The sequence below is a fragment of the Granulicella sp. WH15 genome (genome assembly GCF_009914315.1).
In the GTDB taxonomy this organism is placed as follows: domain Bacteria; phylum Acidobacteriota; class Terriglobia; order Terriglobales; family Acidobacteriaceae; genus Edaphobacter.
On sequence record NZ_CP042596.1, the window covers coordinates 2,903,063 to 2,928,748 of the forward strand.

At 62.6% G+C, this 25,686-nt stretch carries 23 protein-coding genes and 1 tRNA gene; 11 read left to right on the forward strand and 13 right to left on the reverse strand.

Annotated features, from left to right (window positions below; all coding sequences use genetic code 11):
- Positions 1–20 precede the first annotated feature (20 nt).
- Genes FTO74_RS12060 through FTO74_RS12070 form a run of 3 tightly spaced genes read right to left on the reverse strand, consistent with a single transcriptional unit; the run spans position 21 to position 2,469 of the window.
- Positions 21–734 (reverse strand): ATP-binding cassette domain-containing protein, encoded by a 714-nt coding sequence (locus FTO74_RS12060; RefSeq protein WP_162538376.1) that lies wholly within the window; start codon positions 732–734, stop codon positions 21–23.
- Complete coding sequence (gene modB, locus FTO74_RS12065; protein WP_255462225.1) at positions 724–1,413, reverse strand: molybdate ABC transporter permease subunit; 690 nt, start codon at positions 1,411–1,413, stop codon at positions 724–726. Before modB ends, FTO74_RS12060 begins: the two co-directional genes overlap by 11 nt.
- Before the next feature lie 30 nt (positions 1,414–1,443).
- A complete protein-coding gene (locus FTO74_RS12070) occupies positions 1,444–2,469 on the reverse strand; it encodes a UDP-N-acetylmuramate dehydrogenase (RefSeq protein ID WP_162538377.1) in 1,026 nt (341 codons plus the stop codon).
- A gap of 140 nt (positions 2,470–2,609) precedes the next feature.
- Between FTO74_RS12070 and FTO74_RS12075 the strand changes: the two genes are divergently transcribed.
- The 3 genes from FTO74_RS12075 to FTO74_RS12085 all read left to right on the forward strand — a co-directional run bounded on the left by FTO74_RS12075 (position 2,610) and on the right by FTO74_RS12085 (position 5,898).
- Entirely contained in the window at positions 2,610–3,953 is a 1,344-nt protein-coding gene (locus tag FTO74_RS12075; protein ID WP_162539849.1) for a DPP IV N-terminal domain-containing protein, read from the forward strand.
- 105 nt (positions 3,954–4,058) lie between these two features.
- On the forward strand, positions 4,059–4,829 hold the full coding sequence (locus FTO74_RS12080) for an OmpA family protein (RefSeq protein WP_345933024.1): 771 nt from the start codon (positions 4,059–4,061) through the stop codon (positions 4,827–4,829).
- Between the two features lie 127 nt (positions 4,830–4,956).
- Positions 4,957–5,898, forward strand: a complete 942-nt coding sequence (locus FTO74_RS12085; RefSeq protein ID WP_162538378.1) for a tetratricopeptide repeat protein — start codon at positions 4,957–4,959, stop codon at positions 5,896–5,898.
- Between the two features lie 96 nt (positions 5,899–5,994).
- On the opposite strand, the gene FTO74_RS12090 is transcribed toward FTO74_RS12085, so the two are convergent.
- The 3 genes from FTO74_RS12090 to FTO74_RS12100 are packed head-to-tail and all read right to left on the reverse strand — an operon-like array spanning position 5,995 to position 8,604.
- On the reverse strand, positions 5,995–7,026 hold the full coding sequence (locus FTO74_RS12090; RefSeq protein WP_162538379.1) for a dihydrodipicolinate synthase family protein: 1,032 nt from the start codon (positions 7,024–7,026) through the stop codon (positions 5,995–5,997).
- Between the two features lie 49 nt (positions 7,027–7,075).
- Positions 7,076–7,606 (reverse strand): lipoprotein, encoded by a 531-nt coding sequence (locus tag FTO74_RS12095; protein ID WP_162538380.1) that lies wholly within the window; start codon positions 7,604–7,606, stop codon positions 7,076–7,078.
- A 41-nt stretch (positions 7,607–7,647) separates the two neighbouring features.
- Complete coding sequence (locus FTO74_RS12100) at positions 7,648–8,604, reverse strand: amidohydrolase family protein (protein ID WP_162538381.1); 957 nt, start codon at positions 8,602–8,604, stop codon at positions 7,648–7,650.
- 186 nt (positions 8,605–8,790) lie between these two features.
- Between FTO74_RS12100 and deoC the strand changes: the two genes are divergently transcribed.
- Together deoC and FTO74_RS12110 are read left to right on the forward strand one after the other, a co-directional pair.
- Positions 8,791–9,570: a deoxyribose-phosphate aldolase gene (gene deoC / locus FTO74_RS12105; RefSeq protein ID WP_162538382.1), complete on the forward strand. Its 780-nt coding sequence runs from the start codon at positions 8,791–8,793 to the stop codon at positions 9,568–9,570.
- A gap of 186 nt (positions 9,571–9,756) precedes the next feature.
- On the forward strand, positions 9,757–11,718 hold the full coding sequence (locus tag FTO74_RS12110) for a SpoIIE family protein phosphatase (protein WP_162538383.1): 1,962 nt from the start codon (positions 9,757–9,759) through the stop codon (positions 11,716–11,718).
- A gap of 188 nt (positions 11,719–11,906) precedes the next feature.
- Here the strand turns inward: FTO74_RS12110 and FTO74_RS12115 are convergent, their stop codons facing one another.
- The 4 genes from FTO74_RS12115 to miaB all read right to left on the reverse strand — a co-directional run bounded on the left by FTO74_RS12115 (position 11,907) and on the right by miaB (position 15,466).
- Positions 11,907–12,146, reverse strand: coding sequence for a hypothetical protein (locus FTO74_RS12115; protein WP_162538384.1), 240 nt, complete (start codon positions 12,144–12,146; stop codon positions 11,907–11,909).
- Positions 12,147–12,283: 137 nt separating this feature from the next.
- Positions 12,284–13,573 carry a 3-phosphoshikimate 1-carboxyvinyltransferase gene (aroA, locus tag FTO74_RS12120; protein ID WP_162538385.1) on the reverse strand — a complete coding sequence of 430 codons (1,290 nt, stop codon included), beginning with the start codon at positions 13,571–13,573 and terminating at the stop codon, positions 12,284–12,286.
- Positions 13,574–13,646: 73 nt separating this feature from the next.
- Positions 13,647–14,156, reverse strand: a complete 510-nt coding sequence (locus FTO74_RS12125) for a bifunctional nuclease family protein (RefSeq protein ID WP_162538386.1) — start codon at positions 14,154–14,156, stop codon at positions 13,647–13,649.
- The gene (gene miaB / locus FTO74_RS12130) at positions 14,153–15,466 is read right to left on the reverse strand and encodes a tRNA (N6-isopentenyl adenosine(37)-C2)-methylthiotransferase MiaB (protein WP_162538387.1); all 1,314 of its coding nucleotides are present in this window, start codon (positions 15,464–15,466) and stop codon (positions 14,153–14,155) included. The genes FTO74_RS12125 and miaB overlap by 4 nt, the downstream gene beginning before the upstream one ends.
- A gap of 515 nt (positions 15,467–15,981) precedes the next feature.
- Here miaB and FTO74_RS12135 point away from each other — a divergent pair.
- On the forward strand, positions 15,982–18,339 hold the full coding sequence (locus tag FTO74_RS12135) for a ricin-type beta-trefoil lectin domain protein (protein ID WP_162538388.1): 2,358 nt from the start codon (positions 15,982–15,984) through the stop codon (positions 18,337–18,339).
- 163 nt (positions 18,340–18,502) lie between these two features.
- On the opposite strand, the gene FTO74_RS12140 is transcribed toward FTO74_RS12135, so the two are convergent.
- The 3 genes from FTO74_RS12140 to FTO74_RS12150 form a co-directional block, all read right to left on the reverse strand.
- Positions 18,503–18,579, reverse strand: a tRNA-Glu gene (locus FTO74_RS12140).
- A gap of 121 nt (positions 18,580–18,700) precedes the next feature.
- A complete protein-coding gene (locus FTO74_RS12145; protein WP_162538389.1) occupies positions 18,701–18,976 on the reverse strand; it encodes a DUF507 family protein in 276 nt (91 codons plus the stop codon).
- Positions 18,973–19,251: a DUF507 family protein gene (locus FTO74_RS12150; RefSeq protein WP_162538390.1), complete on the reverse strand. Its 279-nt coding sequence runs from the start codon at positions 19,249–19,251 to the stop codon at positions 18,973–18,975. The genes FTO74_RS12145 and FTO74_RS12150 overlap by 4 nt, the downstream gene beginning before the upstream one ends.
- A 138-nt stretch (positions 19,252–19,389) precedes the next feature.
- On the opposite strand from FTO74_RS12150, the gene FTO74_RS12155 reads away from it, so the two are divergent.
- The 5 genes from FTO74_RS12155 (at position 19,390) to FTO74_RS12175 (ending at position 25,617) form a co-directional block, all read left to right on the forward strand.
- Complete coding sequence (locus FTO74_RS12155; RefSeq protein ID WP_162538391.1) at positions 19,390–19,854, forward strand: hypothetical protein; 465 nt, start codon at positions 19,390–19,392, stop codon at positions 19,852–19,854.
- 83 nt (positions 19,855–19,937) lie between these two features.
- Complete coding sequence (gene recJ / locus FTO74_RS12160; protein WP_162538392.1) at positions 19,938–21,749, forward strand: single-stranded-DNA-specific exonuclease RecJ; 1,812 nt, start codon at positions 19,938–19,940, stop codon at positions 21,747–21,749.
- 175 nt (positions 21,750–21,924) lie between these two features.
- Positions 21,925–23,166 carry an efflux RND transporter periplasmic adaptor subunit gene (locus FTO74_RS12165; RefSeq protein WP_162538393.1) on the forward strand — a complete coding sequence of 414 codons (1,242 nt, stop codon included), beginning with the start codon at positions 21,925–21,927 and terminating at the stop codon, positions 23,164–23,166.
- Between the two features lie 5 nt (positions 23,167–23,171).
- A complete protein-coding gene (locus FTO74_RS12170; protein WP_255462226.1) occupies positions 23,172–24,140 on the forward strand; it encodes a tetratricopeptide repeat protein in 969 nt (322 codons plus the stop codon).
- Positions 24,141–24,216: 76 nt separating this feature from the next.
- Positions 24,217–25,617, forward strand: a complete 1,401-nt coding sequence (locus tag FTO74_RS12175; protein ID WP_162538395.1) for a TolC family protein — start codon at positions 24,217–24,219, stop codon at positions 25,615–25,617.
- Positions 25,618–25,686 lie beyond the last annotated feature (69 nt).

Here is a 25,686-nt window from a genome sequence, read left to right on the forward strand (position 1 = left end):
TCTTTCCCAGCCAGATGCACTTACCCCAACAGCGAAAGCACCCTTCGCCGCTCCTCCCTCAACACAATCTCCGCAGCCCCCTGATCGAGAACCCTCCCCCCACCGATCCGCACCACCTCGGCCTTCAGCAAAAAAGCCTCACTGACACTGTGCGTCACACTCAGCACCGGGGTTCCACCGAGCCACCCACGCAAATCCTCAATCAACTCATCTCGAATCCCCACATCCAGCCCGGTAAAGGGCTCATCGAGCAGCAGCAGTTTCTCTCTGGCCCCAATCGCAGCCCGGGCAACCGCGACTCGCTGACGCTCCCCACCAGACAGCTCTCCCGGCATCTTCTTCGCCAGCGCCGCAAGATGAAACTGCCGCACCGCCTCCTGCACGATGCCCGCCGTCCTCTGCCTCCGGGCATCGCCCAGCAGCGCAAACGCAAGGTTCTCCTCAACCGACATCTTCGGAAACAAGACAGCCCCCTGCCCCGCCCAGCGAACTGTCCTGCGATAGGGCGGCACCCAAAGCGAGCCAGCCGTATCGACCACCACCTGCCCACGCAGAGCGATCCTTCCCTCATCCGGTCGCAGCATCCCTGCGATGGCGCGCAGGATGGTGCTCTTGCCGCTGCCGGATGGGCCAAAGAGCAAGGTCCACGGTGCGGCCGCCGTAAAGGCCACATCGAGCGCCAGCGTGCCCGCGCGGTGCCGAAGGACGACTTCGAGGTAAGGGCTAGAGGACATCGTTGCCCCGCAGCGACCGCGGAATCATGCCGCTATAAACCAGCAGAAGCGCAGCCACAGCAATTACAACGAGGACAAGCGCCGTATGATTCGCGGCGGCGTACTGCGCATCCTGCACCTGGTCGAAAAGCGAGATGGAGAGCGTGCGCGTAGCTCCGGGGATATTGCCGCCGAGCATCAGCACCACGCCGAACTCTCCCACCGTATGGGTAAAGGTGAGAACTGCCGCGGCCACGACCGCTCCCTGCGACATGGGCAGAATGACCTGCCGAAAAGTAACGGCTGGCTCGACTCCAAGCCCCGCAGCAGCCTCGAGATACTCGCGCCCGACGCCCTGAAAGCCCGCCACCAGTGGCTGCACCGCAAAGGGCAGCGAGTAGATCATCGAGCCGATCACCAGCCCGCTGAAGCTGAAGGCAAGCGGATGCCCGATGAGCCGAGTCAGCAACCTTCCCGGAGCCGTAAGCGGGCCTAGCATCACCAGCAGATAGAAGCCCAGCACAGTCGGGGGCAGCACCAGAGGAAGCGCGACGACGGTCTGCGTCAGGGCGCGAGCCAGCCCCTTGCCCTGCGCGATCCACCAGGCCAGCGGCACTGCAAGGATCAGCAGCAGCAGCGTCGTCGTACCGGCCAGGCGAAACGTGAGCCAGAGCGCCTGTATGTCCATTCCGGAGGCCATGAGAGGAAGTCTATCTCCTATGCCTGAAACCTATGCCAGATAGACCGGCTCCTGCTCGAGCCGAATCCCAAACCGCCCCTGCACCTCGGCGACGATGGCATCGCGCAGCCGAAGAATATCGACACAGGTCGCCCTCCCCGTCCGGTTGATGAGCGCCAGAGTATGCCGCGAGGAGATACCTACCTCTCCCAACGCAAAGCCCTTATGAAAACCAGCCTGATCGAGCAGCCAAGCGGCAGGTAGCTTGGCATTCTCCACGCCACTGGGCCAGTTAGGCACCGAAGCAACCCCAGCAGCCTTGGCGATACCTTCAAGCTGCCCCACCGGGATCACCGGATTCTTGAAGAAGCTCCCGGCGCTACGGGAGTCCGGATCGTCCTCGACCAGCAGCATCCCCTTGGAGCGGCGAATCCCCCGTACAGCCTCGTAGACCTCGAGCGGCGCAGGCCGGGCATCGCCGAAGTGCTGCTTCAGATCGGCATAGGTCAAATTGGGCCGCCCCTCCGGGCTAAGTCGAAACCGAACCGCCGTGACGATATAGCGATTGCGGTGCGTGCTATTGAAGAGGCTCTGGCGGTAGGCAAATCGACATTCGGAGTTGGCAAAGGAAACCGTCGCAAGCGTCTCGAGATCCAAAGCGGTCACCCGGGCGATCGTCTGGGCGACCTCCTGCCCATAAGCCCCGACGTTCTGCACCGGCGTCCCCCCGGCCAGCCCGGGAATCCCCGCGAGGCACTCGACGCCGCTATATCCCAGTTCGCAGGCCCCACGCACAAAGGAGTCCCACTCGGTTCCGGCGGCGACCTCATGCAACTCCCCGTCCACCACCGTATCGCCAGCAAGGCCAAGGTGAATCACCAGGCCGGGATACCCCTCATCCGCGACCAGCAGATTGGAGCCGCCGCCAAGCAAAAAGCTGGGTAGCCCCTCGGCGCGAGCAAAGCCGAGGGCTTCGATTAACTCCGCATAAGTTGTGACGCGCGTGTAAAAACGGGCCGGGCCGCCGATGCGAAGCGTGGTGTAGGGAGCAAGGGAGACGTTGCGTTCAAGGTGCACGGCTCAAGAGTACGGCAGCGACGGCCCAAAGTGATACCCACCTGCACCACAATGAAACAGTACTCGAAAGAGTACCGCCAGGACGAAGCCACTTCACCATCCCGGCCCTTTTCCGTCTACCATAGGGGAGAATGTCAAGCATGGCTCACTTCCTCCCCGCCCGCTACCTTCGCAGAACGATTCTGCTTGCGCTCGTGTGCACCTTCGTCCTGCACTCCCCGCTGTCGGCGCAGGACGGCTTCAAGACCGAGACCCAGAGCGGCAACGCCGAGCGCATACGGGTTGCGGTCGCCAACTTCAAGCCCGGCTCTGCCGACCCGGCCAATGGGTCACTGAAGCAGACCTTCGACACCACGCTCTTCGCCGACCTGACCAACGCGGGCATCTTCGATATCGTCTCGAAGTCCCTGGCCCCGAATGTGACGCCGGGTTCGCCGAACGAGATGAGCCTGGGCCAGTGGGGCGCGCCGCCCTCGGCCGCGGCCATGGTGGCCTTCGGCGCTCTGGGCGTCAACGGCGGCAGGCTGGCAGTCAACGGCTACCTCTTCGACGTGAAGAACACGCAGTTCCCGCAGGTGCTGGCCAAGCAGTACGCCGAGGATGCTACCGAGGACAACGCCCGCCAGATCGCCCATCGCTTCGCCGACGAGATCATCTTCCGGCTGGGCGGCGGCGTCCCCGGCATCGCCGAGACGAAGATCTACTATGTCCACGGAGCGGTCGGCGACAAAGAGATCTGGGAGATGGACTACGACGGAGCGAACCAGCACGCCATCACTCACCTGGGCACCATCTCCATCTCGCCCCGCGTCTCTCCGGACAACTCCCGCCTGGCCTTCTCTTCCCTCTCTAAGTACGGCTTCCAGATCAAGATGTACTCGCTGCTGCTGGGTCGCATGGTCAACTTTCCCTCGGCGGACGGCACCAACGTCTCTCCGGCCTGGGCTCCGAACGGTAAGGAGCTGGCCTTCTCCTCCTCGCGCACGGGAGACCCGGAGATTTGGATCTCGGACGTAAACGGCGCGCTGGGACGGCGAGTGACCAGTTTCAAAGGTCCGGATGCCTCCCCGGTCTACAACCCGCGCACCGGCTCGCAGATCGCCTGGATCAGTGGTCGAACGGGCCTGCCTCAGCTTTACGTGATGGATACGGACGGCTCGGCCATCCAGCGCATGACCGACGGCGGATACGTATCGTCGCCCTCCTGGTCGCCCAACGGCCAGTTCCTCGCCTTCGCCTGGAATCGGAAGTACGGCCCGGGCGCACCGGGCGGGCAGGATATCTACGTCATGGAGATCGCCACCAAGCGCTGGATTCAGTTGACGCACGACAGCGGCGAGTGCGATTTCCCGTCGTGGTCGCCGGATGGACGGCACATCGTTTTCTCAAACGACCATAAGATCTGGACTATGCTGGCCGATGGGACAGAGCGGCACGCACTAACGGGCCCCGGGGCGGACATGCCAAACTGGAGTTGGAAGTAGCTGTAAGCAAAACAAGCATCCTATAACTGACACCCTGCGATCGGCGCAACGGTTCGCAGTGACCTGAACAATTTTGAGGCGCGACTTTCGCGCAGGAGTACAACGATGAATATGACGCATCCCAGCCTTCGCAAGGCATTTCTTCTCGCCACCACAGCCGCTGCCCTAACGCTCGCGACCGGCTGCCACAAGAAGGCCAGCGGCATCGACCCGAACAGCCTGGGACCGGCTCCCGCAGCCTCCGCGCCCGCGCCGACCGCTACCCTGACCGCCGATCCCTCAGCCATCGACCTCGGCGGCTCCGTGGTGCTGAACTGGCGGACCACCAATGCCAGCGCCGTGACCATTGAGGGCATCGGCCCGGTGAACGTGAACGGCACCCAGACCGTCTCGCCGTCGAACTCGACCAACTTCCACCTGATCGCCAAGGGCGACGGCGGCACCACCGAGGCCAACGTCCGCGTGACCGTGCGGGTTCCCGTAGCGCCGGTGGCTTCGACCACTGCTGGAGCCGGTGACATGGGTTCGGATGCCGCCTTCCACGCCGCCGTGCAGGACGTCTTCTTCGACTACGACAGCTACGATCTGCGTCCGGATGCCCAGACCAACGCCGCCCAGGCCTCGGCCTACCTGGTGGCTCATCCGAACATCAAGATCATCATCGGCGGCTACTGCGACTCGCGCGGCTCGGCCGAGTACAACCTGGCCCTCGGCGAGAACCGCGCCAACGCGGCCAAGACCGCCCTGGTCAACGCAGGCGTGGCTCCGGGCCGCATCCGCGTGGTCAGCTACGGCAAAGAGAAGCAGTTCTGCACCGAAGAGAACGAGAGCTGCTGGCAGGAGAATCGTCGGGCTCAGTTCTCGCTCGACCGCTAATCAACTCGTTCACTGGACAGGCGCGGCGGCTTCATTCCCGCCGCGCCTATCCGCTTAGCAATGCATTTGATGGAGCAACCTGGGATTGTCCGTTTACCTCCCCAGTGCGCCCCGGAAAGCAGATCGCATGAATCGCGCACTTCGTCTCTCCTCAGCCCTCGTGCTTACCTCGGCCCTGATTCTGGCGCCGAAGCCGGCCTTCGCGGTCAACAAGGATATGATCCAGCTACAGACTCAGGTGCAGCAGCTACAGGATGCCGTGGCTCGCCTGCAACAGTCGAACGACGAGCGCATGGGCGTGCTGAAGGACCTGGTGCAGCAGTCCGCCGACTCGGTCAACCGCATGGGCCTCTCGGTAGACACGTTGCAGAAGCAACTGGCAGCCCGGGAGGGCGCGGACGGCACCAAGATCGACCAGGTCTCCGGACAGATCCAGTCGCTCAACGACTCGCTCGATGAGCTGAAGGCCCGGATGGTCCGGCTTGAGAAGATCATGCAGGATGTGCAGAGCCAGCAGCAGTCGATGAACGCCCCTCAGCCCATCGGCGGCGGCCCCGCTGCGGCTCCGGCTTCGGCACCTCCAGCGGCCATCGACGCTCCCGCGCCTGACGCCACGCGCACCCCTGCCCCCGTGGTCCGCGCGCTCCCCCCTTCGGCCCCCACCAGCGATGCGCCACCGGTAGAGGATCTCTACAAGGCTGCTCTGGGGGACTACATGTCGGCGAAGTACGCCCTCGCCACGTCGGAGTTCGGGGACCTCATCAAGGCCTACCCAGACAACACGCTGTCGGGAAACGCGTGGTACTACCTGGGCGAGATGGAGTATCGCGCGGGGCGGTACGCGGTCGCGGCAAAAAACTACGACCACGTCATTGAGCAGTTCCCCGATAACAACAAGGTTCCGGCGGCTCACCTGCACAAGAGCTCGGCGCTGATGCAGTTGAAGCAGAACGACGCGGGCATCCGGGAGATGCGGACGCTGATCCAGCGCTTCCCCAACTCGCCCGAGGCCATGCAGGCCCGTTCCCGCCTGAACGGCATGGGTGTCCCCATCCGCCCCCGAGCATGATCCCGTCTTAGACGCCGCATCATCCGAACGCCCCATTCATCGCGATGAATGGGGCGTTCTCTTTTCACGAAGACCGAAAAACCAACGTCAGAAATCCTAGTTGTGCAGAGCCGCCATAAGCTGCTCGATCCGCGTCCGCTCACTCCCCGTCGGCCCAAGCAGCGGCAGGCGCGGCAACCCGCCGAAGTAGGCGTTCAGATCGCAGCCAAACTTGATCGCCGCAATACCTTCCGTCCCCTCCATCACGGCAGCCACGGCGCGGAGTCGCTCCTGCTTCTCCGCCGAGAGCGGCAGATCGTCGTCCTTCCACGCCTGAAAGACCTCGTAGCAAGCCTGTGGAGCGCAGGCTCCGAAGCGCGGCACAGCCCCCACTGCTCCGCTCGTAAGCGCATCCAGCATCCCCGCCGTCGAGCCGCCGAGAATCTGGAAGCCAACCCGCTTGGTACGGGTCTTCAGCGCCGGAGCGGCTGGAGCAGCCACCACAGCCGTCCCTCCGCCAAGGCTTTCAGCCGAGACGAAGCTGCCGCCCGTCGTCTGCGGCTTCAACATGCGCCCGGTAGCGGCGGCAAATACCGTGGTGACCGTAACCTCGCGGCTGACCTCACGGGTAGCCTCAACCATCGCGGCCAGCCGATCCCCCACGGCAGCATGGTCGATGACACCGAGAATCGCGGGATGACCAGCCAGTTCGGCGATCATCTCGACAGTGAGTTCCCTGCCTGCCTCGCTCAGCATCACGACCGGCAACAGCGAGCGATCCGCAACCGCCTGAAAGTAAGTGAGGGTTTCGAGTCGGCTCAATGAAAGCGCCGGAGCCGCGACGGCGACCGCATCGTACTCCACCTCAGCCGCCACAGCAGCCAGCTCGAGCGTCGCCGATACACTATTGCGGCCCACGTTCGCCAGCATCACCTTGTGGCTGGCAGCCGCGCCAATAGCGGCCGTAAGCACACTACCCGCCTCCGCATCGGTCAGGCTGGAACCTTCGCCGCTCGTACCCAGCACCAGCAGTCCCGCGACCGGCGTCCGGGAGTAACGCTCCACATTCTGTTCGAGCTTGCGCAGATTCAGGCGGCCGTCGGGATAGAACGGCGTGGTGATAGGCAGATGGATTCCTTCAAGCAGCATGGCTTCTATTCTAAAAGGCCCGGCGGTCAATCAGTCGAACCCCGTCGAATCAGTCAGGAACCTTCCAGCCGACGCCGGTCAGGGCCAGTGCCTTCTTGGCGGTGGCGTTGCCGCTTAGAGCCTCGGCCAACTTGGGATAGACGGCCTGCACCGCGGTCCCCTTGGCCCAGATGGGGGCCTCCTGCATCTCGTACCGATAGACCACCTGCGTCTCGGTGAACCCATCGACCTGCGTGGGCGGCGTCGAGCTGACGATGGCGGTAGCCAGGCGGTGCCCATAACAGAGATGCGCCCCCACGCGCTGGCCGGTATCGGTCATGGTGTAGCGGGTCACATGGATGATCGGCTCCCGGGCCGCCGTAAGGATCTGCGCCCCCACCAGCGCATCGAGCTGCCTGATCTGGAGCGGGTCGCCGGTCTCATAAGGGAACCTGATCGAAGAGTCGAGGAGACAGTCGGGATGATCCGCAAGATAAGCGTTCAGCGCCGCCAAAAAATTCTCCGAGGAGGGCTTCTGCTTGGTGCTGCAGGCAGTGAGGAGGAGTGCGGCGGAGGCAAGAACGATCGGGGTTTTACGCATATCTTTCCTGATAGATGCCCAAACTCATCCCGGAGGCAACCTCAGCCGCGCATAAGTTGATAAACGCGGTGCCCGTTCTCCCAAACGAGCGTGCGGAATAGCTCCGGCGTTGTATTGGCCTTCAGAGTAGTGAGCGTCTCGCGGGCGACGCACTTACCCGCAAGCCGGGCAGCAGCCGGATTCCCAGCCTGGGAGATACCGGCTCCGTGGCCGTCCGCACAGGAGCAGTCGCTGCCGAAGAAGAGCTTGGTGCGATGCCGAGAGAGGAACCCGGCGGTAAAGGATGGATCACGCGTGAGGGCATTGTTGCCGGAGTTGGCGGAGAGGTCGGCGAAGAGGTTGGGGTAGTCGGAGAGCCAGCGATCGGTGATGCCGCCACGGACGATGGGCTTGCGCGGATATGCCTCCTCGTTGCGGTAGTCGGCGCTGACATTGGCCCAGAAAGCGTCGCAGTGGCCCACAAAGGTGGTCTTGGGATAAGCCTTCAAGATCTTGTCGAAGCGCTTGAAGCCGGTGTTGAAGAGGCCCTCGGTAGGGGTATGGGGGACCTCCTGGAAGTGGATGGTGATGGGGACGCCAAGCTCGGCCGCGGCGGCGTAGAGGCGGCGCATCTCGGGGCCGTCGGCCTCGACGTGGTACTTCACCTCTCCAAAACCGTGGGCTCCAGCCTGGACGGCGGCGGTGAGCAGCTTGACGGCATCGGGAGCGCTGACGTCGGTGCTGACAGAGTAGCCGTGGAAGCGCGCAGGCTCCTGCGCCATGAAACGGCGGGCGTCGTCCGCGCTCTGGAGCCGCGTGAGCAGATAGGCGGCCTGGCAGCCGGAGCCGTTCAGATGGGCGAGGTTCGCCGCGAGGGTGGGACGGGGGTGGAAGTGGCAGTCGATGACCGGCGAACCCCACTCCGGGCTCCGTTCATGGCTGGGTGTTTGAGCCCGCAGCAGCCGCATGGCCGCCACCGAGACCATCGAGCCAACGAACGCCCTTCGATTGAATCGCATCGTTCCCGCCTTTGCCTTGCGGCGTTTAAATCGCGCGGAAACTGTACCACTCCATCTGCAGGATGGGGAATCCGGGGAAAGCCGTGTCTTTAAGTTCACATCCCTCCGCATGACGCCTCCCCCCTCATTGGCCTAAACTAGCCACTGGAACTAGCAACTGGGCACCCGCCCGCAGAAGGTCTCTTCATGTCGTCCGCCTCCCCCCTCGCTCAAGACCCCACCGGCTACAACGCCGCCGTCTTCGCCGAAAGCGCCCTTAGCTCCCCCGCCGCGCTCGCTGCGGTCCTCGACCACACCCTCCTCAAGCCCGACGCCACCCGCGACCAGGTACTGGCCCTCTGCGCCGAGGCCGCCGAGCACCGCTTCGCCTGCGCCATGGTCAATCCGACATGGGTGTCGACAGCGGTCCACGCCCTCGAAGGCACCGGCGTTCCCGTCGGCGTCGTCATCGGCTTCCCCCTCGGAGCCACCCTCTCCAGCTCCAAGCGCGACGAGGCCGTCCGCGTCCTCAAGCTGGGCGCGCACGACGTGGATATGGTCCTCAACATCGGCCTGCTCAAGTCCGGAGAAGTCGCGGACTACGAGGCCGTCAAGCAGGATATCCGCGGTGTCGTCGAGCTGGCCCACGCCCAGGGAGCCATCGTCAAGGTCATCCTCGAGACCTGCCTGCTGACCTTCGAGGAGAAGCTCCGCGCCGCCGAGCTGGCCCTCTCCGCCGGGGCCGACTTCCTCAAGACCTCCACCGGCTTCTCCACCGGCGGGGCCACCGTGGACGATATCCAGCTTCTTCGCGGAGCAGCCGGCATCCGCGCCGGGGTCAAGGCTTCGGGCGGCATCCGCTCGCTGGCCGACGCCCGCGCCATGCTCTTCGCCGGAGCCACCCGTATCGGGGCCAGCGCCAGCGTCAAGATCATCGGCGAGCTATCCGGCAACTCGCCCGCCGCTCCAACCTCCAACGGCTACTAAACCGGAGTCATATCTCTTGAAAATAAGAGATATGACTCCTCCAAAGCGCACCTCCCCCTCTGCAAAACCAGGGTCAGCCGCCCTGCGCTCGGGTGACTCTTCCAATACCTCTAGCCTCAAGCCCAGCTTTCTATACCGCACCTCCCTCTCCTTCGTTACTCTGGAAGAAGCGACATCCCCTTACTCATGGCGACAACTCTAAAACCCGGCAAAAAGCAGCCGCCCGAGTCCGCACCGGAGCTGACACCGGAGCACGCCTACGAGGGCGACTACCCTCCTACGGAGAAGAAACCGGCCCTCTTCCACCCCCACGCCGCCGATCCCCACATCCGGCTCGAGCCTCTACAGCTCGACTTCCTCTTCCGCCTCGCCGACGCCCTCAACACCACGCTCGACCTCAACACCCTGATGCACCGCGTGGCCGACCTCGTCCGCGCCGTCATCGACTTCCGCATCTTCGCCATCCTGCTCATCAACGACCGCACCCACGAGCTATGGATGCGCTTCCAGACCGGCCACAGCCCTGAGGTCGAGCGCACCCGCGTCCGACTGGGCCGCGGCATCGTCGGCCAGGCCGCCGTCCAACGCCACTCCATCCTCGTCCCCGACGTCACCCTGGTCGAGAACTACATCCCGGCCAATCCCCTCGTCCGCTCCGAGCTGGCCGTCCCCCTCATCGTCAAGAACAAGGTCATCGGCGTGCTCGATATCGAGTCCGAGGAGGTCGGCTACTTCACCGTCGAGCACCAGCGCCTGCTGGAGCTGACCGCCTCCCGCATGGCCATCGCGGTTGAGAACGCCCGCCTCTACACCCGCGTCTCGCGCCAGGCCCAGACGCTGACGGTGCTACAGGAGATCTCCCGCGACATCACCAGCATCCTCGACCCCGACGACCTGCTCGAGCGCATCGGCTCGCTGATGAAGCGCGTCATCGACTTCCATATGTTCACCATCCTGCTCTGGAACCCGCGCACCGAGCAGTACGAGCACCGCTTCAGCACCCGTTACGGCGAGCGCGTCACCCGCCAGCGCACCATTCTGCCCGGCGAAGGCATCATCGGCACTGCCGCGCTCGAGCGCACGCCCATCCTCTCGCCCGACGTGCGCAAGGACCCGCGCTACCGCAACGAGAATCCCGAGACCCGCTCCGAGCTGGCCGCGCCGCTGCTCTACAAGGGCAACGTCATCGGCGTCATCGACCTTGAGCACACGCGCGTCAACTACTACAACGAGGACCACCAGCGCACCCTCACCACGCTGGCCGCGCAGGTTGCCATCTCCATCGCCAACGCGCGGCTCTACCAGCGGCTGGCCGAAGAAGAGCACCGCATGGAGCGCGACCTCGACATGGCCCGCGAGGTCCAGCTTCGTCTGCTCCCCAGCGCCCCGCCGCGCCCCGCCCACGCCGAGATCGCCGCCAGCTTCCAGCCCGCTCGCTCCATCGGCGGCGACCTCTACGACTTCCTCGACTACGGCCCCGCTACCAGCCTCGACGCCGACTCGCAGAGCCTGGCCAACCCCATTCTGCTTCCGGCTGATGCTCCGGCTCCCATGCGCACCACGCTAGCCATCGGCGACGTCTCCGGCAAAGCCGCACCCGCCGCTCTTTACGCCGCGCTGGTCAGCGGCATCCTGCGCTCACTGACGCCCCAGCGCCTGCTGCCCTCCGCCCTGCTCAAGGCACTGAACGACGCATTGCAGGAGCGCAAGCTCGACTCCCAGTACGTCACCATGCTCATCGCGCTGTGGAACGACGCCGACCGCACCCTCCGCGTAGCCAACGCCGGATCGGTGCAACCGCTCCACGTCACCCGCGGCAACTCCGCCACAGACGCGCTCGAGATCCGCACCATCTGCGCCGAGGGATTTCCGCTGGGACTCTTCCCTGGAGCTACCTACGACGAGCTGACGATCCAGACCCAGCCCGGCGACCTGCTGGTCTTCTTCTCGGACGGCATCGTCGACGCCACCAACGGCCACGGCGAGATGTTCTCGAGCGAGCGCTTGGCCACGCTGCTGGCGCACCACCCCACCGCACACCAGAGTGCCCAGCAGGCCGTCGACGCCATATTGGAAGCAGTCCACACTTTCCGCGCAGGCACCGAGCACTTCGACGACGAGACCATCGTGGTCCTCAAGGTCACCTAGCCACACGCGTAGCGTCCAAGACCGCACGAAGTGCCGCCCGCCCGGCGCAAGAGCTCACTTGCTACTGCATATTTGTCGTCATTCAGGAGCGAAGAGGAGGAATGACGAACAAAAACAGGCAACAGTAAATGCGCAGTGTCTCGAGGTATGTCTTGACGGCAAAATACCAAGGTTTCTTGAGTAGTGCCTCAGTTTGAAATTGCAGTCCAAACAATCGCGCAGTTGGGGTCTAGCAACCGCTTTGCGGTTTGATCTGCGATCTGCTGAGCTTTTTCAACTGTTGGCCAGATACCAGCCCCATTGAACCCTCTATCCCCAGCGCCCGTATCCCGCACCATAAGGCCAATTCCGTCGTTCCAATTTCCCACCTTGAAATCGAACGCACCCAATGATGTTTCGGCGTGACCAGTCATCAGCACTTTATGCATGGCATTAGTTTGCCAGAACCTCTATTCCCGCGTAACTCAAGTCGTTGATCTGATGATGCTGGTTGCCGTTATCTCGTTCTGCATTGCCCAATTCAAAGCAGAGGAGCTGGGGATTTTTGCTTCCCCAACCCACCCCATCAATTCCCGCAAAGCTCCTTGAGATGGCTGAAGAACTCCGGAAACGAGATCCCGGCAGCCTCAGCCCCGTCAATCTCCGTCTCCCCTTCAGCCCGCAGAGCAGCAATGGCAAAGGCCATCGCAATCCGGTGATCGGAGCCCGAATCAATCGTGGCCCCATGCAGCTTCTGCCCGCCGGGAATATCCAGACCATCCTCATGCTCAGTGAAGGTCGCCCCCATAGCCCGCAGGTTACGCGCCACCAAGTCGATGCGGTCCGACTCCTTGACCCGCAGCTCCTTCGCATCGCGAATCAAAATCCCATGCTGGGTATAAGGAGCAATCGCAGCCAGCACCGGCAGCTCATCGATCAACTGAGCCGTCAGCGCACCCGATATCTCAAGCTGCCCCTTAGTGACAGGCGCACCCGTGTTCACCTGGATCGTCCCCATCAGCTCGCCGTGCTTCTCTTCCACATTGAGCACGCGGATCTTGCCGCCGAGCAGCGTCACCACATCGAGCAGCGCCGAGCGCGTCGGGTTCATCCCTAGCGAGTCCAGAATCAGGTTTGCATCGGGAAAGAGCAGCGCCGCGCACAGGAAAAACGCAGCCGAAGAGAGATCCCCCGGAACCGTCGCCTCGATAGCCGTGAGCTTCTGCCCCCCGGCGATAAAGAGCCGATCATCCTTACGCGTAAGCGTGGCCCCAAAGGCCCGCAGCGCGTGCTCGGAGTGGTCGCGCGTCCGGATCGACTCGGCCAGCGAGGTCGTTCCCTCAGCCTGAAATCCGGCGAAGAGAACCGCCGTCTTCACCTGCGCGCTGGGGATCGGCGTCTCAAAATCAATCGCCTTCAGAGGCCCACCGTGAATCGTGATCGGCGCATGGCCCTCCACCAGATCCATCTTCGCCCCCATCGCCGAGAGCGGCTTGCGAATCCGCTCCATCGGCCGCAGCGTCAGCGAGTGATCGCCGATCAGCGTAAAGGTGTGCGGGTGCGGCGCGATCAGGCCAGAGAGCATCCGCATCGTCGAGCCGGAGTTGCCGCAGTCGAGCGCCACGGTCGGCTGATGGAACTGCCCGCCGGTGCCCGTGACTTCAATGTGAGTGCCCTTGTCTTCGACCTTAGCCCCCAGCGCGGCCATGCAGGCCAGCGAGCTGTGCGGATCGGCTCCGGTGGAGAAGTTCGAGAGACGCGTGGTGCCCTCGGCGAGGCCGGCGAGCATAGCGTAGCGGTGAGAGATGGACTTGTCGCCGGGAAGAAGCAGCGAGCCTTGCAGGGTGCGTGCGGGACGGACGATCTGGGTTGCCATTGCTTCTATTCTAGGCGACGCGTTCAGGAAAATCTCAAGACCAAAGCATGACTACTTTTATCGGCACGTATCTTCACATCTTGTAGCGACCGGTATCTTCATCATTTAAGTTCTCCAGCCACCGCCGCAGCTCATCTGCATTCACGTTCGTGCCGGTCTCATTGGCGCTCTGCCGCGACCGCTCCAGCACACGCCGACTCACATAGATCGGGCAGTCCCAACGCAGCGCCATCGCAATCGCATCGGAGGGACGCGCATCGAGCGTCACCAGCTCTTCTTCCTGCAGCATCCAGATCGTCGCAAAGAACGTGTCCTCCCGCAGGTCCGAGACCACCACCTTGGTCACCGTCGCGTTCAGCCCGCGCGCCAGGTTCCGCAGCAGATCATGCGTCATCGGCCGCGGCGTCGTCGTCTTCTCCAACTCCAGCGCAATCGCATTGGCCTCGAAGACCCCGACCCAGATCGGCAGCACCGTATCGCCCGCAATATCCTTCAGCACGACGATCGGCATATTCGTCACCGGGTCCAGCATCAACCCGCGAATCTGAACCTCGATCTCGGACTCTGGAATCACCGCGCTCATATAGCCTCGGCCAGCAGGCTGTTGGGGAAGGTCTGGGTCACGCGCACGGTCTGGTAGCTGCCGAGCGCCGGAAAGATCAACTGCGACGTGGTGAAGTTGACGGTCTTGTTCTGGCTGCTGCGTCCCACCACCTGGTTCCGCTGGCGGTTATGGCCTTCGACCATCACCTCCATCACCTCGCCCAGATGCCGTTCGTAGTTCACCCGCTGAATCTCCCGCTGCCGATCCAGCAGCACCTGCAACCGTGCCACCTTCACCTCTTCGGGGATGCTGTCGGGCATGTGGATCGCCGGAGTATTCGGCCGCATCGAGTATTTGAACGCGAAGATCGCGTCATAACCAACTTCATCGAGCAGCGTAGCCGTATCCTCAAGATCCTTTTCAGTCTCACCCGGAAAGCCGACGATGATATCCGAAGTAATCGAGATACTCCGCTTCGCCGCCTTCATCCATGCGATCCGCTCGAGATACCACTCCCGCGTGTACTCTCGCGACATCGCGGCCAGCACCGCGCTCGACCCGCTCTGCACCGGCAGATGCACATGGTCGCACAGCGTAGGCGTCGCGTCGATGGCCTCCACGATATCCCGCGTAAAGTCTCGCGGATGCGAAGTCGTAAACCGCACCCGGCGAATCCCCGGAATCGTTCCCACCGCGTGCAGCAGTTCGGCAAACGTCATCGCTCCCGAAGGATCGCGGTAGCTGTTCACGTTCTGCCCCAGCAACTGAATCTCGGTGTACCCGGCGTCGGCCATCCGCCGCGCCTCTTCCATCACCGATGCGGCCGTGCGGCTGCGCTCATTGCCACGCGTATACGGCACCACGCAGTAGGCGCAGAACTTATCGCATCCCTCAATGATCGTGATGTATCCACGATGCTGATTCGTCCGCGCGACGAACGGCGTCTCAAAGGTCTCGGTGGTCTTCTTGTCGTCGAGCCCTGTGATACGGGTATCGCCACGTTCCAGCCGATCCAGCATCCCAGGCAGGTTGCGGTACGAGGCCGACCCCGCCACGATCGACACATACGGCGCGCGGTCGAAGATCTTCTCGCCCTCCTGCTGGGCCACGCAGCCGATCACGGCAAACTTCTTGCCCTCGCCCTGCATCCGCTTGTACTCGTTCAGCCGGTGGAAGACCTTCTGCTCGGCCTTGTCGCGGATCGAACAGGTGTTGTACAGGATCAACCCCGCCTCGGCCTCATCCTGCACCTGGGCATAGCCCTGCTGCTCCAGCGTGCCGACGACCTTCTCCGAGTCGTGGGCGTTCATCTGGCAGCCAAAAGTCTCGATATAAAACGTTTTGCTCACAGATTTAGTATATCGCTCGCGATTCGCAGCGCTCGCCCATTCCTGCTCCCCCCGCTCGAGAAACGCCGCAAAAGAACCGCACGCCTCCAGTCAGAAACGGCAACACAACCCCAGGAGACTGCGCCCGCCAGACCGTCGACTTTTACCACGCAGAATCGCTCTCTCAGACAAAAGTGACTCTTTCGGTCAGGCCATACACAGAGCAGTAGTTCAGACACCGACGACCGCCAGTAAATCCGGAATAAACAGGAGTGTGCAAAATAATGCACTTAGTATTCCCCACACAAAAAACACTTAATCTTTTCTCTCCGAGAAAAGTGGTAGACTCTGCCCATCGAGCCGCGTGATTTTCTATTATCTTTACCCATTCAGAGCGACCACTACTCTCTAAAACAAAACCTCTGAAAACTCCGCTCCGCCCATTACTGCCACACTGCTGCCTTTACTTTGTAGTCCGCCTGGTCTACCTATACCGACGAACAGTTGAACCCTGGTTGCAATGCGGAGGCTCCATCATGCAGGCTACTCATCAGGCAAGACGCTATATGTATCTCCTCGTCCTGACTGTTTTTGCGCTCTTACTCACCTCCTGCAACTCCGCGATGACTTCGGTCAAGAACGCGTTGAACCTATCGCAGGATCCAACACCCTCTGCCAACGCGCAAAGCTCATCCAGCACTGGAACCAACCTGGGCGTCTTCTCTCTTCTCAATGAAGGCACAGCTACGGGTAACTCACTTACGGTGCTCTACGGTAAGTCGACTGAAGGAGACCAGCTTACGACTTACTGGTACGCACAGCCGGACGTTATGGAGGTTGTCTCACTCGGCAACTCGCAGTACGAGATCATGGAAACACTCGGCAACCGCTGCATGACCGCGAACGGCGCAGACGTAACCATCAACACCTGCAGTGCAAGCTCGAATCAGCTCTTCACCCTGAATCTGCAATCCGATGGCTCCTATGTCATCAAGTCCGGCAACAACACCTGCATCAATGCGGCCAACTCCTTTACCATCGTCAACGCTGTAGCCTGCAATACATCGTCGCCGCAGCAGCGTTGGAAGTTTAGCGGAGCTACCAAGCTCGACCTGGGCTCCGGGAGTTCGACCAGTACCGGAACAGGGGGGACGACACCCACACCTCCATCCGGGGGAACAGGATCCACATCTGACCTTGGAGTATTTTCTCTTCTCAACGAAGGCACCACTACGGGTAACTCACTTACCGTGCTCTACGGTAAGTCGACCGAGGGAGATCAACTTACGACTTACTGGTACGCACAACCGGATGTCATGGAAGTAGTCTCGCTTGGCAGCTCCCAGTACGAGATTATGGAGACGCTCGGCAACCGTTGCATCACCGCAAACGGCTCCGCCGTGACCATTAATACCTGCACCAAAAGCGCGAACCAGATCTTCACTCTGAACCTTCAGTCGGATGGTTCTTATGTCATCAAATCCGGCAGCAATACCTGCATCAATGCACCCAACTCCTTCGCCATCGTCAACGCTGTAGCCTGCAATACATCCTCGCCACAGCAGCGCTGGATGTTCAGCGGAGCAACCAAGCTCAACCTGGGAACCAGCGGCTCAACCGGAACAACCACGCCGCCGCCCTCAAACCCAACCACGGGCACGGGTACCGGAACCGGAACCTCTGGATCTGGCGGAACGACCTCTACATCTGGTCTGGGAGTATTTTCCCTGCTGAACGAAGCTACAACGCAGGGTAACTCCCTTACTATTCTTTACGGTAAGTCGACCGAGGGAGATCAACTTACAACTTACTGGTATGCGCAACCCGATGTGATGGAGGTGCTCTCGCTCGGGAACTCGCAGTACGAGATCATCGAGATACTCGGCAATCGTTGCGTCACAGCAAGCGGGTCTACTGTAACCATCACTACTTGCAAGGCCAATACGAATCAGATCTTCTCACTCAAGCCACAATCGGATGGCTCTTACGTTCTTCAATCGGCAACAGGAACCTGCATTAACGCCGCAGGCTCTTTTACCATTGTCGACGCACAGACATGTAACTCCTCCGCAAACCAGCGCTGGAAGTTCAGCGGAGTAACTCCCCTCAACTTAGGCGGCGGCACTTCAACCGGCTCGACAGGTACGATCACTAACTCATCCACTGTCCCTGCTGGCTATCACCTTACCTTCGACGATGAGTTCCAGTCGCTCAGTATTTCGGATACGAACGGCGCAGGCACTAAGTGGTACACCCACACCATCCAGTGCTGCATGTCCGATACCTCCAATCCATCTACCCCCACTTACATGGCGGGAATTAATGATGGCGCAGGTAAGAACCCTTATTCACTTATTCCCGGACAAGGCCTTGATATTCGTCTACAAAAGACAAATGGGGCCTGGTACTCCGGCGTGCTTGCTACCGTGGATGGCAAGGGAGCAGGCTTCTCGCAGAAGTACGGCTACTTCGAGATGCGCGCCAAGTTTCCTGCAGGGCTTGGCACCTGGCCTGCCTTCTGGTTTATGAATCCATCCCATCTAAGTCAGGGCGTGCCTGCCGGGGAACTGGACTTCGTGGAAGCCTATATGTTCGCTCCAACCCTGATCAACACCACGCTGCACGACTGGGGGACCGGCACGCAGCTCGCCTATCACCAGTCCCAGGTAGCCAACATGGCAACCGCCTTCCACACTTATGGGATGCTCTGGACCGCGAGTAACATCACCTTCTACTTCGACGGGGCCGTGATCTGGCAGACAGCCACGCCGTCGATCATGAATCAGCCCTACTACCCCATCATCGACCTGGGACTGGGAGGCGGCTGGCCCACTGACCAGACTCCACAGCAGTCGGACATGATCGTGCAGTACATGCGCGTCTACTCAAACTAGGCACTTCGTGCTGTTCTTGTTGCGGCATGAGTTCGTAAAGAGCATGGGTTCTCCCGCTGGTCAGAAGCTGGCGGGAGAACGCAAGAAAAAACACCTGCCAACCGAAGCGGCACGAAGGAACTCTTGCTCTAACTTCATTTCAATATTGCGGAGGGAATAATTTTGGTAGCGTTACCGGGGCTCGAACCCGGACTCTTCGCCTTGAGAGGGCGACGTGTTAACCAGTTACACCATAACGCCATTTGTGCTGCAGACCAGCTTCGCAGCCAGTTAGGAAGACCTTGCATCCCCCGTTCGCAACTTTCTAAGTATAGCAAAGATAGATGCGTTTGTTAAACCCCAAAGACTAAATAACTCGAAACTAGAGACCGAGTTTCTTAACCTCATCGTTGTAGTACTTGCGGTAGAGAATATCCCACTCCTGCGAGCCCTCGACGATGATCTTGCGCTGCGAAGCGATCTTCTGCCGTGCCGCCGCGTCGATCTTCAGTTCCTCGGTGAGCAGCTTCTGCAGCGCCTTGCGGGCCTCCTGCCGGATCGTGTTGCGGTCCTCGAGGAAATCGACCTCGGCTATCTCAGCCAGCGTGTCCGCAACTGTGTGTGCGAGTTTGTTGACCTTATCGTCGGAGATTCTCATAGCACCGCCTTATATTTGCGGGCGAGCTCCATCTTTACCTTCTTGAACATCTCCGGGTAGCTCGCGCCGGTCTTGCGCATGTCGTCCTGGAAGGCTTCGAGGATGACCCGAACCTCATCGTTGATGCGATCCTCGAGCGAGAGCTCGTCGATCATTCCAGCGGTGACCTTTTCTTCGACGATGGCGGGTTTATCGGTGTGAATCATCTTCGCGGCGACCAGGTGTTTCAGGGTCTGCCGCGTCAGATATCCAACGTAATCTTTAGAAAAAATCATGGTCGTTGAGGTGAAGTATAGCATTATGCGGGAGTTCCCCGCACTGGCCCGCACCCCGCGCCCCACCTAATTGGGACGCCTTTTCCACCGCAAAATGGGTCGCATCCGCCAGGGGCGAACGGTGAGACAATAGAAAGGATGCAAGCAGATAACCTACTTTCGCTTAAAGATGACATGGTGGCGTTTATCGCCGGACTGGGAATGAGGCGGATGCCCGCCTACGTAACCGAAGAGGTTCCCACGGTGCTCTTCGAAGAGGAGAACGCCGACGGCTGGAAGGACTTTGTCGAGCACGCCAAGGCCGCCGGAGCCCCCTTCGTAACCATGAGCGAGGTCATCCTCGAAAAGTCCGACGTCGAGATCCTCATCGAGCAGTTGCAGGAGCAGGACTTCCCCGCGCGCGAGGAGGTCGACTTGGACGACGCCGAATCACTGATCCGGCACGTCGGCAAGGCCGGCTACGTGCAGCTCGGCTTCGCCCATCAGGGCGTCATGTTCCTCTTCGAGACCTCGACGGAGTGGTACGACCGCTTCCAGGACCTGATGGAGGCCGCCACCGACCTGAGCGGCCTGGTGATGGACGACAAGGACAACCGGGACTAGTCGCCGGTCGCCTTGCCACCTCCCAAGCAGCCCCATAGATACGTCTGCGCCTATTTAAACCCACAAAACGAGACAAGCGAACCATGGAAGCACGGCAGCGGTGGGTAGTGTGCGAGCCCGATGAGGCGCTGGCGGCGCGGCTCCGGCAGGCGCTCGAGTGCCCTGCCCCGATCGCCCGCCTGCTGGTCTCTCGCGGTATCGCCGATGCCGCCGCAGCCCAAACCTTCTTCACCCCCACACTCGCCGACCTGCACGATCCCCTCACGATGCTGGGCATGGCCACCGCCGTCGCTCGTATCCAGGCGGCAGTGCACGCTGGCGAGCCGATCCTGATCTACGGCGACTACGACGTCGACGGCACCACCGCGACCGTGCTGCTGAAAACCGCCATCGAGCGCCTTGCGACACCCGCCCAGCCCGCCCGCGTGAGCTACCACGTTCCCCACCGTCTGCGAGAAGGCTACGGCATCCAGAACAGCCGCCTGGCCGAGGCCGCCACCGACGGCGTGCGCCTGGTCATCTCGGTCGACACCGGCATACGCGCCTTTGCCGCCGCCGAAGAGGCCCGCGCGCTGGGGCTCGACCTCATCGTCACCGACCACCACCTGCCCGACGGCGTAACCGGCGTCCCCGACGCCATCGCGGTCGTGAACCCTGCCCAGGCAGGCTGCGGCTACGCCAACAAGAGCCTCTGCGGCGCGGGCGTGGCGTTCAAGCTGGCCCACGCCCTGCTGGCCTCGGCCGCGACCACCGAAGCCCAGCGCACGTTCCTGAACGACCGCCTGCTACCCTCGTTCCTGAAGCTCGTAGCCATCGCGACCGTAGCCGACTCAGTGCCGCTGACCGGCGAAAACCGGGCTATCGTCTGGCTCGGCCTGCGCGAGTTGCGCAACCCCGTCCAGCCCGGCCTGCGGGCGCTGATGGAGGTGGCCAAGCTGCCGCTCGACCGCTCCCCGACGGCGACCGAGGTAGGGTTCCGCATCGCGCCCCGGATCAACGCCGCCGGACGCATGGACGTCGCCAGCGACGTCGTCGAGCTGTTCCTGACTCGGGACGAGGCACAGGCCCGGCAGTTGGCCACGCGCCTCGACACGCTCAACCAGGACCGCCGCGCCAGCGAGGCGGCGGCACTCGAAGCCATCGAGATGCAGCTTCTAACCCTGCGCGACGCCACCGGCCAGTACCCGCCCGAGTGCATCGTGCTCGGCCATCCCGAGTGGCATCGCGGCGTCCTCGGCATCCTGGCCTCCCGCGTGGTCGACCGCACCGGCCGTCCCGCGCTGGTGATGACCGACGAAGACGGCCAGGCGCACGGCTCGGGCCGCTCCATCGAGGGCTTCCACCTGCTCGACGCCCTCACGGCGGTCCATGGCCCCGACCCCGAAGACGGCGTCTTCACCCGCTTCGGAGGTCACGCCCACGCGGTGGGCTTCTCCCTGCCGACAGCCGAGTTAACCCGCCTGCGAGAGCGCATGAAGAACCACACAGCCGGAGTCCTGACCGGCGAGATGCTGGCCCCTCAGGTCAACTGCGACCTGGAAGTCAGCTTCTCCGAGCTGACGCCGGACCTCTACGCCTGGCTCGAGCGCCTGGAACCCTTCGGCATGGACCATCCCGAGCCCGTCTTCCTGAGCCGCGGCCTCGTGCTCACCGGCTTTCCGCGAATCATCAAGGAGGTCCACGTCTGCCTGCCACTGGCCGCAGCCCCCGGCGAGCGTCCGCTCAACGCAATGGGCTGGAGCCGCTCCGGCGCGCAGAGCTGGGCGGAGCGGATCAGCGAGTTGGGCATCACCGCCGGATCAAAGATCGACGTGGTCTATAAGCTGAAGGAGAACACCCACCCCCAGTATGGCGGTCTCGAGCTTCATCTGGTCGATTTCGCTCCAGGGCAGTAGAAGCGTCCAAAAGCGCCCTCACGCCGGGCAGGCGGCACTTCGTGCGGTTTTGGACGCTTCGCGTAAGGGAGAATCAGAAATAACAGCCCCTTCTTAAGACTTCTCTAGAGTTCTCTAAAATAGATGCTTCGTTTTCAGTGGGATGGCGTCTTATATACTGTCTTTTGTCACCACTATGGCCACTGCTGAATACCGACGGAGTTCTTCGCTTTGGATCTGGGCAGGCATCATCGCCCTCATCACGGCCGCTTTTTTTGGCATTCGCTCCCTCACCCGCGAGCAGGTGGAGGTGCGCGTCGCCCCCGTGACCCACCAGAACCTGCTGAGCACCGTCTCGACCAACGGCAAGGTTGAGCCTGTGGAAGAGTTCCAGGCGCACGCCCCCTACCCCGGCGTCATCGATAGGATCTACGTCGAGGTCGGCCAGCACGTCAAGCCCGGAACCCCGCTGCTGCGGATGGCCGATGCCGACGTGCGCGCCCGCCTGGCCACCGCCTCCACCAACCTCGTCACTGCCCAGCACGACCACCAGCAGATGGTGCAGGGCGGAGCACTCGAGGAGCGCAACCGCTTCCAGGCCGACATCGACGCGGCCAAGACGGAGCAGGAGAGCGCCGCCAGGAACCTCACACTGGTCCAGCAGCTCCAGCAGCGCGGGTCGGCCTCGGCCAGCGAGGTAGCCGCCGCCAGACAGCGCGCAGATAACGCCGACATGGTTCTCAAGAACGCGCAGCTCCGCGCTACCGGCCGCTACGCCCCGGCCGATCTCTCCACCTCGAAGGCCCGTGTAGAGGACGCCGCAGCCGCACTCGCCGCGGCTAAAAGCAACCTCGCCGACGCGAATATCAGCTCTCCCATCGTGGGCACGGTCTACTCGATCCCGGTCTCGGAGTACGACTACGTCCCCGGCGGCGACGACCTGATGGACGTGGCCGACCTCAACCGTATCCAGGTCCGCGCCTACTTCGACGAGCCCGAGATCGGCAAGCTGCTGGCCGGTCAGGCCGTCAAGATCGTCTGGGACGCCAAGCCCAACCGAGAGTGGCACGGCCACATTCTGCGCGCGCCGACGACGGTCATTCCCTACGGAACCCGCAGCGTGGGCGAGTGCCTCATCACGGTCGATGACGCCAAGGAAGACCTGCTGCCCAACACCAATGTAACCGTAACGGTTACAACCTCGGAGCGCTTCAACGTCCTGAGCATCCCCCGCGAGGCCCTGCACATCGAGGGCGCCAACAACTTCGTGTACCGCGTGATCAATAACAAGCTCGTGCGCACGCCGGTCAAGATCGACTCCGTCAACCTGACCCGGGTACAGGTCCTCAGCGGCCTGACCGAGAAGGACACGGTCGCGCTCAGCGCCACGAGCAATCACGATCTCGCAAACGGCCTCGAAGTGAAGCCGGTGGAGTGAGCGTATTGCATCCAGCACGTCTGCTGATATCGGGGCTTCTGATCGTCGCCCTGGGTAACGGCGTCTCCGCCCGCGCGGACAATGCCCCCGCCTACCGGGCACTACAGCACGGCCAGGTGGACGAGGCCTCGTCCCTGCTGCGCTTGCAACTGGCCCAGAATCCCTCCGATGCCGGCGCCCACCAACTGCTCTGCCGCGCCGCCTACGCCGAGGAGATGGCCGACACCGCCGTCGACGAGTGCCAGAAGGCCGTCGCCGCTGCCCCCACCAGCGGCGAGAACCAGATGTGGCTCGGCCGCGCCCTGGGTCTGAAAGCTGCCCATGCCAACAAGCTCTCCGCCTTCGGACTGGCCCGCCAAGCTCACAATGCCTTCGAGCGCGCCGTACAGCTAAGCCCCGAGAACGCCCGCGCGGCCAGCGACCTGGGCGAGTACTATATCGCCGCCCCCGGTATCGTCGGCGGCGGATCGGATAAGGCCCACCGCCTGGCCCAGTCAATCTCGAGCCGCTTCCCCGCCCAGTCTCACCGCCTGCTGGCCCTTCTGGCCGAAAAGCAAGGCGACCTGGCCGGAGCCGAGCGCGAGTTCAAGGCAGCAGTCGCAGCAGGCGAGTCCGCCGAGGCCTACATCGACCTTGGCTTCTTCTACCAGCGCCACCAGCGCCCGGACGAGGCCGCCACCACCATCTCGAAGGCCCTCGCCGCCGACCGCACCCGTGGCGAGGTACTGGTGGACGCCGCCAGCATCCTGACCGATGCGAACCGCCTGCCGGACGTAGCCGAAAAGGCCCTGCGCGAGTACCTTGACTCGGGTACGCAAACCGACGCCGCGCCGGTCTTCAAAGTTCATGTGCAGCTAGGCAAGCTCCTGGCCGCCCGTGGCGACCGCACCGGAGCCAAACAGCAGTACCAGGCTGCGCTGGCCCTGGCTGCCAACTACGGTCCCGCCCGCAAGGCCCTCAGCAGTCTGGGTTGAGTTGGGTTGAGACCTGAATCAACGTCCCTGAAACAAAGTAAGCTGGAAATGGCTGATTGAAGAGGAAACAAGCAACGTGCCGAAAGCGAAGATACAGGACCTGAGATCGAGCCTCCTCCCCGCCGCCGGGCTGCTGCTGGCCGTGGCCGGGCTGGCGGATACGGCCTCCGCGCAGATCTCGCTGACCTCGGCGGTCGACCTCGCGCTCTCGAACAGCCCCCGGATCAAGATTGCCCAGTCCGACGTCGCCCGCGCCAAGGCCAGCCTCGAAGAGGTCAAGGATGCCTACATCCCGTCAGTCTCCGGAGCCTCTTCCGGTGCGGGATACTCGAGCGGCTTCCCCTTGGGCACGCCGACGGTCTTCAGCGTCTCCGCTCAGTCTTTGGTCTTCAGCTACTCGCAGAAGGACTACATCCGCTCCGCCGACCAGGGCCTGTCGGCCAGCAGCTTCGCCCTGAAGGAGGTGCGCGAGCAGGTCGCCGAGGACACCGCCGTCACCTACCTGACGCTCACCCGAGACCAGCAGCAGCGCGCCGCTCTGGCCCAGGAAACCGAGTACGCCGCCCATCTCGAAGCCATCGCTAAGGACCGCCTCGACTCCGGCCAGGACTCGGCCATGGAGTACACTCGCGCTCGCCGCACCGGCGTACAGCTCCGCCTGCAGAGCCTCCAGCTCGACGACGCCATCGCCGCCGACGCGGACCACCTCTCGCGCCTCATCGGCGTCCCCGTCTCGGGTCTACTCGCCGACCCGGCCAGCATTCCCCGTCTCCCCTTCGAGTCCGGCCCCGGCGGACAGCCGCCCGCGGCTCTCACTTCGACGGACGTGGCATCTCTCCCCGACAGCGCCGGGGTCGCGGCCTCCTTCGCCACCGCCCGCGCCCGCCGCGAGCAGGCCTTCGGCGACGCCCGCTACGTCCTTCGCCCGCAGATCTCCTTCGGGGCCCAGTACAGCCGGGTCAGCCTCTACAACAACGCCTACGTGGTTTACTACCCCAGCGTCGGCAGACCGGGTCTATCCGAGAATGCGTACGGCTTCGCCCTCAACATCACCATCCCGGTCCTCGACGCGGCCCACAAGGCCCATGCTCGAATCTCTCAGGCCGACGCGGTCCACGCCGAGCAGCAGGCCATCCTCGACCGCGACACCTACCGCGAGGGCCGCATGAAGCTCCAGCGCAGCATGGCCGAGCTATCCGCCCACGCCGAGTTGGCCGCGCTCGACCGCGACCTGGCCCAGCAGCAGTTGGACGTTCTCCTCACCCAGCTCCAGGCCGCGCCCGCCGGTTCCACCCCGCCGCTCACCCCCAAAGACGAGCAAAATGCCCGTATTCTGGAGCGGCAACGGTATATCGAGATGCTGGAGGCCCAGTTCCAGCTACGCCAGAACGAGATCCATCTTCTGAAGCAAACAGGTGGGTTAGAGGACTGGCTGACCAGTGGCACGCGGTCCACGAGCCTGTCCACTACCCCCTGATTTCCCACAGAAACAGCCCTGAACCGGGGAGTACCTTCCCTGCTTCACAACCGTCCAAACCAAGAATGA

Bases quoted from the DNA above. Each gene is read 5' to 3' on its own strand.
- FTO74_RS12060 (WP_162538376.1), bottom strand. From the start codon at position 734: ATGTCCTCTAGCCCTTACCTCGAAGTCGTCCTTCGGCACCGCGCGGGC.
- modB (WP_255462225.1), bottom strand. From the start codon at position 1,413: ATGGCCTCCGGAATGGACATACAGGCGCTCTGGCTCACGTTTCGCCTG.
- FTO74_RS12075 (WP_162539849.1), top strand. From the start codon at position 2,610: ATGGCTCACTTCCTCCCCGCCCGCTACCTTCGCAGAACGATTCTGCTT.
- FTO74_RS12080 (WP_345933024.1), top strand. From the start codon at position 4,059: ATGAATATGACGCATCCCAGCCTTCGCAAGGCATTTCTTCTCGCCACC.
- FTO74_RS12085 (WP_162538378.1), top strand. From the start codon at position 4,957: ATGAATCGCGCACTTCGTCTCTCCTCAGCCCTCGTGCTTACCTCGGCC.
- FTO74_RS12090 (WP_162538379.1), bottom strand. From the start codon at position 7,026: ATGCTGCTTGAAGGAATCCATCTGCCTATCACCACGCCGTTCTATCCC.
- FTO74_RS12095 (WP_162538380.1), bottom strand. From the start codon at position 7,606: ATGCGTAAAACCCCGATCGTTCTTGCCTCCGCCGCACTCCTCCTCACT.
- FTO74_RS12100 (WP_162538381.1), bottom strand. From the start codon at position 8,604: ATGCGATTCAATCGAAGGGCGTTCGTTGGCTCGATGGTCTCGGTGGCG.
- deoC (WP_162538382.1), top strand. From the start codon at position 8,791: ATGTCGTCCGCCTCCCCCCTCGCTCAAGACCCCACCGGCTACAACGCC.
- FTO74_RS12110 (WP_162538383.1), top strand. From the start codon at position 9,757: ATGGCGACAACTCTAAAACCCGGCAAAAAGCAGCCGCCCGAGTCCGCA.
- FTO74_RS12115 (WP_162538384.1), bottom strand. From the start codon at position 12,146: ATGCATAAAGTGCTGATGACTGGTCACGCCGAAACATCATTGGGTGCG.
- aroA (WP_162538385.1), bottom strand. From the start codon at position 13,573: ATGGCAACCCAGATCGTCCGTCCCGCACGCACCCTGCAAGGCTCGCTG.
- FTO74_RS12125 (WP_162538386.1), bottom strand. From the start codon at position 14,156: ATGAGCGCGGTGATTCCAGAGTCCGAGATCGAGGTTCAGATTCGCGGG.
- FTO74_RS12135 (WP_162538388.1), top strand. From the start codon at position 15,982: ATGCAGGCTACTCATCAGGCAAGACGCTATATGTATCTCCTCGTCCTG.
- FTO74_RS12145 (WP_162538389.1), bottom strand. From the start codon at position 18,976: ATGAGAATCTCCGACGATAAGGTCAACAAACTCGCACACACAGTTGCG.
- FTO74_RS12150 (WP_162538390.1), bottom strand. From the start codon at position 19,251: ATGATTTTTTCTAAAGATTACGTTGGATATCTGACGCGGCAGACCCTG.
- FTO74_RS12155 (WP_162538391.1), top strand. From the start codon at position 19,390: ATGCAAGCAGATAACCTACTTTCGCTTAAAGATGACATGGTGGCGTTT.
- recJ (WP_162538392.1), top strand. From the start codon at position 19,938: ATGGAAGCACGGCAGCGGTGGGTAGTGTGCGAGCCCGATGAGGCGCTG.
- FTO74_RS12165 (WP_162538393.1), top strand. From the start codon at position 21,925: ATGGCCACTGCTGAATACCGACGGAGTTCTTCGCTTTGGATCTGGGCA.